This is a genomic window from Vibrio maritimus, assembly GCF_021441885.1.
Lineage (GTDB): Bacteria > Pseudomonadota > Gammaproteobacteria > Enterobacterales > Vibrionaceae > Vibrio > Vibrio maritimus_B.
This window is the reverse complement of sequence record NZ_CP090438.1, coordinates 1504145-1516233: the sequence shown is the minus strand read 5'-3', so window position 1 is coordinate 1516233 and position 12089 is coordinate 1504145. Positions and strand designations below refer to the sequence as shown.

10 protein-coding genes are annotated in these 12089 nt (G+C 46.7%); 6 read left to right on the top strand and 4 right to left on the bottom strand.

Annotated features, from left to right (window positions below; translation table 11 throughout):
- The first annotated feature begins 70 nt into the window (after nt 1–70).
- The 4 genes from uraH (at nt 71) to LY387_RS06935 (ending at nt 5075) form a co-directional block, all read left to right on the top strand.
- Complete coding sequence (gene uraH / locus LY387_RS06950; RefSeq protein ID WP_234495831.1) at nt 71–424, top strand: hydroxyisourate hydrolase; 354 nt, start codon at nt 71–73, stop codon at nt 422–424.
- 229 nt (nt 425–653) lie between these two features.
- The gene (locus LY387_RS06945; RefSeq protein WP_042472615.1) at nt 654–1997 is read left to right on the top strand and encodes an NCS2 family permease; all 1344 of its coding nucleotides are present in this window, start codon (nt 654–656) and stop codon (nt 1995–1997) included.
- A gap of 165 nt (nt 1998–2162) precedes the next feature.
- Nucleotides 2163–3572 (top strand): nucleobase:cation symporter-2 family protein, encoded by a 1410-nt coding sequence (locus LY387_RS06940; protein ID WP_234495830.1) that lies wholly within the window; start codon nt 2163–2165, stop codon nt 3570–3572.
- Between the two features lie 141 nt (nt 3573–3713).
- Nucleotides 3714–5075: an 8-oxoguanine deaminase gene (locus LY387_RS06935; protein WP_234495829.1), complete on the top strand. Its 1362-nt coding sequence runs from the start codon at nt 3714–3716 to the stop codon at nt 5073–5075.
- Between the two features lie 108 nt (nt 5076–5183).
- On the opposite strand, the gene LY387_RS06930 is transcribed toward LY387_RS06935, so the two are convergent.
- The 4 genes from LY387_RS06930 to gcl all read right to left on the bottom strand — a co-directional run bounded on the left by LY387_RS06930 (nt 5184) and on the right by gcl (nt 9559).
- The gene (locus tag LY387_RS06930) at nt 5184–5798 is read right to left on the bottom strand and encodes a TetR/AcrR family transcriptional regulator (protein ID WP_234495828.1); all 615 of its coding nucleotides are present in this window, start codon (nt 5796–5798) and stop codon (nt 5184–5186) included.
- Nucleotides 5799–6059: 261 nt separating this feature from the next.
- Nucleotides 6060–6953, bottom strand: a complete 894-nt coding sequence (locus tag LY387_RS06925) for a 2-hydroxy-3-oxopropionate reductase (protein ID WP_419153426.1) — start codon at nt 6951–6953, stop codon at nt 6060–6062.
- Nucleotides 6954–6978: 25 nt separating this feature from the next.
- Complete coding sequence (hyi, locus tag LY387_RS06920; protein WP_234495827.1) at nt 6979–7755, bottom strand: hydroxypyruvate isomerase; 777 nt, start codon at nt 7753–7755, stop codon at nt 6979–6981.
- A gap of 10 nt (nt 7756–7765) precedes the next feature.
- Complete coding sequence (gene gcl / locus LY387_RS06915) at nt 7766–9559, bottom strand: glyoxylate carboligase (protein WP_234495826.1); 1794 nt, start codon at nt 9557–9559, stop codon at nt 7766–7768.
- Nucleotides 9560–9870: 311 nt separating this feature from the next.
- Here gcl and aceB point away from each other — a divergent pair, with 311 nt between their 5' ends.
- The gene (gene aceB / locus LY387_RS06910) at nt 9871–11487 is read left to right on the top strand and encodes a malate synthase A (RefSeq protein WP_234495825.1); all 1617 of its coding nucleotides are present in this window, start codon (nt 9871–9873) and stop codon (nt 11485–11487) included.
- An 84-nt stretch (nt 11488–11571) separates the two neighbouring features.
- The gene (locus LY387_RS06905) at nt 11572–12009 is read left to right on the top strand and encodes a GlcG/HbpS family heme-binding protein (RefSeq protein WP_128650261.1); all 438 of its coding nucleotides are present in this window, start codon (nt 11572–11574) and stop codon (nt 12007–12009) included.
- The last annotated feature ends 80 nt before the right edge of the window (nt 12010–12089 follow it).

Here is a 12089-nt window from a genome sequence, read left to right as displayed (position 1 = left end):
CTTGATACGACCTCGTTGTATACAAGATTGAATCAGCTAATCAAGGAGCGTACCTAGGTACGAAAGCAATATGGGAAGACTGACTACACATGTTTTGGATACGACCAACGGTGTTCCAGGTGCAGAGATTCGAGTAGAGCTATTTCGAGTAGAAGGAAACGACATCCAGTTCATCAAAGAAGTAGTAACTAACTCAGACGGACGCACCGACACCCCTATCCTAGAGGGTGAACAGTTTCTGTCTGGCAAGTATCAGCTGGTGTTTCATGTCGCCTCCTACTATCAAGCTAAAGGGGTTGAACTCGACGATGTACCATTCTTAGACGATGTTGTTATTCGATTTGGCCTCAATGATGAAGACGCTCACTATCACGTTCCACTGTTGGTCTCGCCATACAGTTTCTCGACATACAGAGGCAGTTAGCTCGGTGTTCACCATCTCTTAGAAGTTGTCACATGCAGCTTTAAATGAGCCGCGCGTCATCGCGCATCACCAACAAATTGAAATGAACCACCTCACGTGAGGAATGGCTCTTAACTCGTTCTTTTTGGGACGCGTCGAGTCATGGGGACTGCTGTTTTCAATTTAAGGATAAGCAACAAAATTTTACCCACTCAACTAAACAGGGTAATGCGAAAAGGACTTACTCAAAATGAATGAAACCAAAGCAGAAGTGCTCAATGAAGCATCCCAAAATAGCCTCTTAGAGCGCTTTTTTAAGATAAAACAGCATGGTTCTAGCGTTAAAAATGAATTGATAGGTGGCGTCACTACCTTCGCTACTATGGCATATATCATCTTTGTTAACCCGAGCATCATGGCGGCTTCCGGAATGGATCAAGGCGCTGTCTTTGTTGCGACATGTATCGGTGCGGCCATCGGCTGTTTACTTATGGGACTGTTCGCGAACTGGCCAGTAGGCTTAGCACCCGGTATGGGGCTTAACGCTTTTTTCTCTTTTACTGTTGTCAGTGAGATGGGCTATAGCTGGGAGGTTGCACTTGGGGCAGTGTTTATTTCAGGTGTGCTCTTCGTGGGTATGAGTTTCTACAAGATACGACAGTGGATCATTGAGAGTATTCCTGAAAGTTTACGCTATTCTATGACGGCAGGTGTCGGTCTCTTCTTGGGACTTATCGGTCTGAAAACCGCAGGTATTGTTGTTGAAAACCCAGCCACATTGGTCTCTCTAGGTGACTTCACTAAGCCCGATGCGCTACTAGCAGCTATTGCCTTCTTGATCATCGCTGTGCTCAGCGAGCGTCGCGTGTTCGGAGCGGTATTGATCGGCATTCTGAGCGTCACTATTGTTGGCATGATGCTGGGTCTTGTTCAATACAATGGCTTCTTCTCTGCTCCACCAAGCATTGCTCCAACCTTCATGGCGATGGACATTTCAGGTGCTCTTAACGTTTCTATGGTTAGTGTGATTCTTGCATTCCTTTTTGTGAACATGTTTGACACAGCAGGTACCCTGATGGGTGTCGCTGAGCGAGCTCACCTAATCAACAAAGAAACAGGCAAAATTGAAGGATTGAGTAAGGCACTTAAAGCCGACAGTATTTCTAGTGTTGCTGGCGCATGTGTGGGTTGCCCACCAGTGACCAGTTATGTAGAAAGCGCGGCGGGTGTAGCAGCAGGTGCGAGAACCGGACTATCCGCGATTGTCGTTGCTGCCCTTTTCCTAGCGGCAATCTTCCTTTCTCCATTAGCAGGTATGATCCCATCATACGCTACCGCGGGTGCTCTTATCTATGTCGCGTTTGTCATGATGAGCAGTATGCAGCACGTCGATTGGAAAGACTTTACCAATGGTGCCCCAGCAGCCATTACAGCGCTAATGATGCCACTTACTTTCTCTATCGCTAATGGTATCGCCCTTGGTTTTATCACTTACACCGTTCTTAAAGTTGCAACGGGTAAAACCAAAGACGTGTCTATTTCAATGTACCTACTTAGCGCCATTTTCGTCGCCAAACTGGTATTCATTGGCTAAACCAATCTCAAGCGCTAATCGTGTTTAACGGTTACCGCTTGTTTTCATCCCTGTCGTTTAGGTCAGCGCAAAGGACGAGCAGGATAACTATCACTACGCAGTTTGTAGAAGTCACCATGTCACTACCAAGGAAGAGTCGATTCATCGCTCTCTAAAGGAATAAGTATGAAACTTCTGTACACCCTGAATCAAAAACCGCCTCACGGCATGACCTTTTTACTGGCCGTCCAACATATGCTGGCCTCTATCGGTGGTATCGTCGCTGTACCACTCATTGTTGGCGCCTCCATTGGCTTACCGAATGACGAAATCGTCTCGCTCATTAATGCCGCCCTACTTGCATCTGGTATCGTCACCATCGCTCAATGCATCGGTTTCGGTCCTATCGGAATTAAGCTACCTGTTGTTATGGGATCAAGCTTTGCCTTTCTTGGCGTTGCTATCTCCATCGGAAAAGACTCTGGCGTATCCGGCATTATGGGGGCTGCCTTAGTTGGCTCGTTTGTCGTCATATTGGCGAGCTTCTACATGGACAAAGTACGCAAGCTCTTCCCAACGGTTGTGAGTGGTGTTGTGGTTACCTTAATCGGACTGACCATACTCCCTGTTGCCATGAACTGGGTTGGTGATGCCCCCGCCGTTAGCAGTGAGTTTGCCACCTTACCTAAACTGTTTCTTGCCGCTGTATCACTTGGCATTGTGATTGCGGTGTCTGTTTATTGTAAAGGGGCAGTTGCGGCTTCTGCTATTGTTATCGGCCTTGCAGGCGGATACATCGTCGCTCTTTCCATGGGCATGGTCGACCTCAACCAAATAAGCACTGCTGCATGGGTAGGTGGTCCAGAGCCATTTAAGTATGGTCTCACGTTTTCGGCCAGCGCCATTGTCAGTATGAGTTTGGTTTATATTGTTGTCATAGCGGAAGCAACGGGTGACTTCATGGCACTCGCAAACAACTGTCACACTAAAATCGATGGTAAAGACCTTAAGCGCGGATTACTTGGTGATGGTCTGGGCAGCACACTAGCATCATGTTTAACGGCAATGCCGTTAGCGTCATTCAGTCAAAACGTGGGCATCGTTGGCATTACCGGTGTCGCTAGCCGTTACGTTGTAGCTGCAACGGGTGGATTGCTTATCTTGGGCGGATTGTTCCCGAAATTGGCGGCGATTGCAGTCACGATTCCAAAGCCCGTGTTAGGTGGTGTAGGTTTTGTCATGTTTGGCATGATAGCTTACGCGGGTATTCGTATGCTCATTAAAGCGGCTGATACTAAACGTAACGCCCTCGTCATCTGCGTTGGTTTGGCATCAGGTCTGGCGGTCACGTTTGAACCTCGCTTGCTTCAACACTTCCCCCATGAGCTTTCAAATTTCCTTCATTCAGGGATTACTACCGGAACGATCGTTACCGTGCTTTTGCATCAGTTCTTACCGAAATCAAGCAAGCGTGAAGAGCAAGAAGCGCACGAAGAGAGCCGCGCTATGGTTAAGCAAGAAATTCATGAGCTTCAGCAACAAGAAGAAAACCAAGAAGTATCACAGACAGAGCTGTCTGCAAAAGGCAATAATTAACACCAACTAACAACAAAGTGGCTATAACTATAGTGCTCTATATCATATCTTAATCAATGACATAGAGCACTTTTCATCAACTAAAAACTCAAAAAAGACCCTCTTCCCTGAAAAGGCTGAGATGGCTAAGGATTATTATGAATGGAAACCGTATGGATTAAGAATCCACTTGCTATTTACACTGGCACGACAGAAGACGCTGGCGGCGGTATCGTCGTAATTGGCAGTCGAATTGTCGAGCTAGTAGCAAGCAACCAAGAACCCACCACAACCATTACTTCAGTTATCGACGCGTCACAACATGTCGTCACGCCAGGGCTTGTTAATGCCCATCATCACTTCTATCAAACGCTAACCAGAGCTTACCCCGATGCACTTAACAAAGAGCTGTTTCATTGGTTGAAAAGCTTGTATCCAGTATGGGCAAATCTCGACGAAGAGATGATGAGTGTCGCCACCGAACTGGCACTCGTTGAGCTATTACTCTCGGGTTGTACGACAGCCTCGGATCATCACTATTTAATCCCAACAGGCCTTGAACATGCGATAGATTTGCAAGTTGAAGCGGCGCAAAAGCTAGGAATACGAGCCATATTTACTCGCGGTTCGATGAGTCTAGGAGAAGATGATGGCGGACTGCCACCGCGTCACACAATACAAACGGAACAAACCATCGTAGACGATAGCTTGCGCTTAATTGATAGCTATCATCAACGTGAGGATGGCGCGATGACTCAAATAGCTCTCGCACCTTGTTCGCCATTTTCTGTGACCACGGATTTAATGAAAGAGACGGCGCGAATCGCCAAAAATGAATCGGTGATGACGCATACGCATCTCTGTGAAACGTTGGACGAAGAAGATTTCTGTCTTGAGAAATTTGGTATGCGTCCGGTAGATTACCTAGAGGACGTAGGTTGGCTTAATGAGCGCACCTGGTTAGCTCACGGTATCCATTTTAACAGTGAAGAGATTCGAAGACTTGGTAAAGCAGAGGTAGGAATAAGTCACTGCCCTACTTCTAATATGATGCTAGCTTCTGGTATCTGTAAAAATAACGAGCTTGAGAAAGCGGGTGTGAAAGTAGGCTTGGGTGTAGACGGTTCAGCTTCCAACGACGGTTCAAACCTAATAGCGGAAGTTCGCATGGCGATGTATTTGCAGCGCCTTCGCTACGGCTCTAACAACGTGACGCACTTTGACGCGCTTCGCTGGGCAACATCAGGATCAGCTCGCGCTATGGGTCGCACGGATATAGGTGAACTCTCCGTCGGCAAGCAAGCAGACATTGCCATGTTTAAGCTCGATGACATTCGTTTCTCTGGCAGTCACGATCCACTCGCTGCTCTTCTATTGTGTGGAGCTCAACAGGCAGACCGAGTGATGGTGGCTGGTCAATGGCGAGTTCACGATGGTGCTGTCATGGGCGTGGATATGCCACAGCTCATTGAGCGCCATAAAGCCGCCGCACTTCGCTTAAGACAAAAAGCATTAAGCATGTAACTTATTCATAGAGTTATAACGGTAGAAAAGACTATCAAACACCGCTGCTTTTACTCTGTTCACACTGGTGGAGCAGCAGTGTGTCACTACTCCATTTCAAACATGAGCTTATACCCGACTCTTTACACCACACCCTTGAATCACCATCTTGGTCAGAAACGCTGCAGCCTCATCAAAATCGCTGTCTGTTAACTCTGGTTTATCCATTACACTGCAGATCTGCCAACTAAAATCGGCGTAGGTTTGAGTTGCAGACCATATGGCAAACATCAAATGATGTGGTGGCACATCGTCCATTAACCCCTGCTCTGCCCAGTTTGCAAACTTTTCTAATATGAGCTGTGACTGTTGAAATAGTTTGGTTCGAATCCCCTCGGGCAGTACTTTGGCTCCAGACATCACTTCACTGGCGAATACGCGAGATGCGTGAGGGTGATCTCTGGAAATCATGAGTTTTGTTCGAATGTACTGTGTGAGTGCTTCAACAGGATCATCAAGCTCTTCAATAGGCATTGATGCTTCTAGAAGTGGCTGGGTTACGGTTTCAAGAACCGCATAGTACAACTTATCTTTTGAACTGAAGTAATAGAACACATTAGGTTTAGGAATGTCTGCCGCCTTAGCGATGTCTACCATCTTGGTAGCAGCATAGCCATGTGTAGCAAACTGCTCACTGGCGACTTCAATGATAAGATCTTGATTCTTCCGTCTAATGCGCGACATGCTTGTCCTTACTGTCGTTACTCATACTTGGTTCATCTTAATGAATTTAAACACTAAGTACAAAGCGTGAGGTGTTGAATTCTGAGCAAGCGCAAGAGATAAAAAATCCCGAAGCCAATACGCTCTGCGCCTGGTTGTTGAAGTTTGAAGCCGAAAACTTCTGCGCAGTTTGTATAACTTCGGGAACGCGTATAAAAGGAGACAAAACTACGCGATTTATGCGGAAACTAAAGGTAACGGAGGCCTCTAACTCAATGAGATTCAATCATTACGAATCGAATGACTAGAACGCATTTCAAGCGCTTTAATTAGCGCAGAATGGTCCCAATTCTCTCCACCTTGATCAGCACACTCGTCAAACAAGTTCTGAGCATTTTCTGTATTTGGCAGCGCAACACCCAACTCTTTTGCGCCAGTTAAGGCTAGGTTGAGATCCTTCTGGTGAAGGGCAATCTTAAAGCCAGGATTGAAACTGCCTTCGATCATTCTCTCACCGTGTACTTCGAGTATCTTCGAGCTCGCAAAGCCTCCAAGCAGTGCCTGACGCACACGGGCAGGATCAGCGCCAGCCTTCGATGCAAACACCAATGCCTCTGACACCGCTTCGATATTAAGTGCTACGATAATCTGGTTGGCGACTTTACAAGTTTGTCCTGCTCCGCTGTCACCCACCAGCGTGATGTTTTTGCCTAACACTTCAAACAATGGTCTAGCTGTATCAAACGCCTTTTGTTCACCACCCACCATAATGCTGAGTGTCGCGTTCACCGCTCCAACTTCACCACCTGACACTGGAGCATCGAGGTACTGAGCACCACTTTCTTTGATACGCTTAGCAAATGACTGAGTAGCCATCGGCGAGATAGAACTCATGTCAATAACCAGCTTACTGTTACCGTTGACTAAACCTTGTTCAACACCGTCAGCGTCAAACAGCACTTCTTCAACTTGCGGGGTATTAGGCAACATTAGAATCGTAACATCCGCGATTTCCGTCGCTTCTTTCGGCGAGTGACATACGGTTGCTCCACGAGTGACCAGTTCGGCTGGTGGCGTATTGAAATGATCCGACAAGACCAACTCGTAACCTGCAGTTTGCAGGTTTTTAGCCATTGGCAACCCCATAATCCCAGTACCGATAAATGCAATTTTCATGATGTGTTCTCCTTAACGTGTCGAATTATTGAAAAGTGTTTAACCAAGACAGACCGTCTTCAGTGGTTGTTTTCGGTTTGTATTCACAACCCACCCAACCTTGATATCCCATCGCATCGAGCTCTCTCAACACAAAGTCATAATTGATTTCTCCAGTACCCGGCTCATGACGCCCTGGGTTGTCAGCCAATTGAATATGGGAGATTTGCGATAGGTTGCTACTGATAGTCGGAACTAAGTCACCTTCCATGATTTGCATGTGATAGATATCGTATTGCACCGATAGATTCGCACTACCAACTTCTTCAATAATGGACTTGGCTTGTTCTGTGGTGTTCAAGAAGAAGCCTGGAATGTCACGTGTATTAATCGCTTCAATCACCAACTTGATGCCTGCTGCTTCAAGTTGCTGCGCAGCATAACGAAGGTTGATTACGAACGTGGTTCTCGCATCTTGTCCCGTTACACTTGCGGGAACAATGCCCGCCAAGCAGTTGATTTGCTTACAACCTAAGATCTGTGCGTAGCTTATCGCTTTGCTCACCCCTTGTTGAAACTCTTCAATACGGCTTGGGTCGACCGCGATACCTCGATCTCCCGCATTCCAGTCACCTGCAGGAAGGTTAAACAGAACCTGCTCTAGATTATTGTCATCCAATAGCGACTTAATGGTCTTTGCGGTGAAATCATAAGGAAACAGATACTCGACTCCGTGGAATCCTGCGTTTGCCGCTTTTTCAAATCGACTGAGAAAGTCGACTTCATTAAACAGCATCGATAGGTTAGCTGCGAACTTTGGCATTATCTTCTCCTTAAGACGTTGAGTTTGTGGTGTTTATCGACGACAGTGCAGTTGGCGCATCCGTTGCACTCTCAGCTAGCGGTTCAAATTCATTGATAGTATTGATTTCAACCCCCATTGAGATGTTAGTGACACGCTCTAGAATAATCTCAACCACAACAGGTACTTGGTGCGCCGCCATCAATGCTCGCGCCTCAGAAAACGCACTTTGAATATTGGAAGGATCGGTAACGCGAATCGCCTTACAACCCAAACCTTCAACGACCTTCACATGGTCGACGCCATAGCCTTCAACCTCCGGCGAGTTCTGGTTTTCAAATGCCAATTGCACGCAATAATCAATGTCAAATTGGCGCTGGGCTTGACGAATGAGACCTAGGTAGGAGTTATTCACGACAACATGTATGTAAGGAAGATTGAACTGAGCCCCAACCGCCAACTCTTCAATCATGAATTGGAAGTCATAATCACCAGAGACGGCCACCACATCACGTTGTGGGTCGGCGACTTTCACACCAAGAGCTGCAGGTATCGTCCAACCTAATGGACCCGCCTGTCCGCAGTTAATCCAATGTCTTGGTTTATAGACATGGAGGAACTGAGCCGCCGCGATTTGCGATAGTCCAATCGTGCTGACATAGCATGTCTCCGGACCAAATGCCTTGTTCATTTCTTCATAAACGCGCATTGGTTTAATAGGAGTGTCGGTAAAGTGGGTTTTGCGAAGCATGGTTGCTTTGCGTTGCTGACACGTACCTACCCAATGAGCTCTATCAGGTAGCAGATCTTTCGCAGCTCGCTCTTTCGCCACCTCTACCATTAACTCTAGTGCCGCTTTAGCGTCTGAAACGATGCCAAGATCAGGGCAGAACACTCGACCAATCTGAGTCGGTTCAATATCAATATGAACGAACTTTCGACCTTGGGTATAGACGTCGAGCGAACCGGTGTGTCGATTAGCGAATCGATTTCCGACACCAAATACAAAGTCGGATTCAAGTAAGGTTTCATTACCGTAGCGGTGCGCCGTTTGCAGACCTACCATGCCAGCCATTAGCTCGTGGTCGTCAGGAATAGACCCCCACCCCATCAAAGTTGGGATAACAGGAACCCCAGTGATTTCCGCAAACTGCTGAAGCAAATCAGAAGCCCCTGCGTTAATGACACCACCACCAGAAACAATGACCGGCTTTTCTGCAGCCCTTAACATATCGAGCGCTTTCTCTATTTGCTCACGACTTGCTGACGGCTTATAAGCATCCAAGGGTTCGTAAGTATCAATATCAAACTCAATTTCTGCCAACTGCACATCGAGTGGCAAATCAATCAATACTGGACCCGGACGTCCCGAGCGCATGATATGAAACGCCTTTTGAAACGCACGCGGCACCTGAGCGGGTTCTAATACTGTCGTTGCCCATTTAGTGACAGGCTTGGCAATTGACTCTATATCAACCGCTTGAAAATCTTCTTTATGAAGACGAGCTCGCGGCGCTTGGCCTGTAATACATAAAATAGGGATCGAGTCCGCCGATGCGGAATAAAGGCCAGTGATCATATCCGTACCAGCAGGACCCGATGTTCCTATACATACTCCAATGCTATCTTGCTCTGTGCGTGTAAACCCTTCTGCCATGTGCGAAGCACCCTCGACGTGGCGGGCGAGTACATGCTCAATGCCACCCAGTGCTTTCATTGCCGCGTACATAGGATTGATTGCCGCTCCTGGGACACCAAATGCAATGTGAACCCCTTCTTTTTTTAGTACTGCTACTGCCGCTTCTATTGCTTTCATTCTTGCCATTCCAACCCCTCCACTGGATTGTGTACAATTTTCGATTACTTTGTGTACTATGAACCAAAATGGAGCATTGGCAAGTAATAAATTCACATTTCATTCACATAGAGCAGAAGCACTAAGCAACCACTAACCCCATAAACATTGAAAATAAATGCTTAATGTAAATTATCTTTACGTAAAAATAATTTCCAAATTTCCCTTCGTTAAATTAATGATAAATAGTCTTTGATCATTTGTGTTTTTTCTCATATAAGTAGATATGCAATACATCTTTGTATACAAAAAATAAAAATATTGTGTAAAGGAGACAGGTAATGACCGTAATCGAAGGAACGAAAATCGCATCGGCGAATCAATTAAATATCATCGGCTCGATATGCAACAGTGACTACGAATCAATATTAAGCAAAGAGGCGTTGGCTTTCCTCAATGCGCTAGTCAATCAATTCGGCAGCCGAAGAGACGCGTTGTTAAAGCAGAGAGAAATCAAACAAGCCGCTTTTGATGCTGGCGAACTACCTAACTTTCGCACAGATACGCAATCAATTCGGGACGATAAAAACTGGCGAGTACGACCGATTCCAGAGCCGTTGTTGGATCGCCGTGTTGAGATTACCGGTCCCGTTGACCGTAAGATGGTGATAAACGCCCTAAACTCTGGCGCTAAAGTATTTATGTGTTGTTTTGAAGACGCGTCTGCGCCGACCTGGAGCAATATGGTTGATGGTCAAATAAACCTACGAGATGCCAATCAAGGTACTATCAGCCATTATGATGAAAATAAAGACAAGCACTACACGCTGAATGAAAACCCTGCATTGCTTATCGCTCGTCCAAGGGGTCTTCACCTACCTGAAAAATCGATTCTTATTAATGGCCAGCCTATCGCCGGGTGTTTGATGGACTTCGCGCTGTATTTCTTCCACAACTACCGAACACGTGCGGACAAAGGGCTCGGTGTTTACTACTACATTCCAAAGCTTGAGAGTATGGAAGAAGCTAAGTGGTGGGATGATGTATTCTCCTTCACTGAAAACTACTTTAGTGTACCAACAGGGACGATTCGAGCGACGGTACTCATCGAGACGTTGCCCGCTGTATTTCAAATGGATGAAATCCTGTATGCAATGAAAGACCATATTGTTGCCATGAACTGCGGTCGTTGGGATTACATCTTTAGCTACATCAAAACCCTAAAGAACCATAAAGATCGTATCCTACCCGACCGCCACGGTGTAGGCATGGATAAAGCTTTCCTCAATGCGTACAGCCAACTTCTGGTTAAAACGTGTCACGCTCGAGGCGCTCTGGCGATGGGTGGCATGTCTGCGTTTATCCCAGCGAAAGATCCGCAAGAAATGGCACGCGTTACAGCAAAAGTTATTGAAGACAAGCAACGTGAGTCCCAAAACGGTCATGATGGTACTTGGGTCGCGCACCCTGCACTTGTCGACTTGGCAATGTCTACCTTTGATAAGCAGCTTGGTGGCAAGACTAATCAGCTCGATTTTGTTAGTCCGGACACTGAAATTACTGCAGAAACCCTGCTAAAACCGTGTGATGGAACTCGCGATGAAGCGGGCGTTCGCAAGAACATACGTATCGCGCTTTACTACATTGAAGCATGGATCCAAGGTCACGGCTGCGTACCTATTTACGGATTGATGGAAGATGCGGCGACGGCAGAGATCTCTCGAGCCAATATCTGGCAGTGGATACATCATGGTGTCACGCTCGATGACGGTCAGGTATTTACTGCCGAACTCTTTCACACTTGGCTCTACGAAGAGCTTAGTACTATTCAACAGGAAGTGGGTGATACTCGTTACTTTGCTGGACGCTTTGACGAAACCGCTGACCTTTTCTACGAGCTGTCTACATCGAAACAGTTTGCTAGCTTCCTGACCCTTCCAAGCTATTCCCTTCTTTAGGTTTTGCCGTTTAGCCAACGTAAACAACGTTGGCTAATCCTCCTAGAAGATTTAGCGCAAGCGACTAGACGACGAGGAAACAACATGGGAAGTTTAACTCTTAACCAAGCACTTACGATTATTAACGCCACCTTCCAGGCAGGAAAAACCGACGAATGCGCGCCGTTAACTGCAGCGGTTCTCGATAGCGGTGGCAAGCTCATCTCTCTTCAGCGCCAAGATGGCTCGAGTATGATGAGACCCGATATTGCCATCGCAAAGGCATGGGGAGCGCTAGCGCTTGGTTGCTCGTCTAGGAAATTAGCACAAGATGCCGATGCAAGACCTGCGTTTATTTCAGCAGTTAATGTATTGGCACATGGAAATATGGTACCAGTACCAGGAGGTTTGCTCATTCGGGACAAAGAACAACAGGTGATCGGTGCAATTGGCGTGAGTGGAGATCTCTCCGATGCCGACGAACGCTGCGCATTGATAGGTATTGCTGCTGCCGATCTATTTAGTGATGAGCTAGCCGCATAACGGATGTACCTCTTCGTTTCCTAGACAAGCGCGAGCGTTATTCTAGGAAACGAGGCTCAACCACTATTTCTATTGACCTA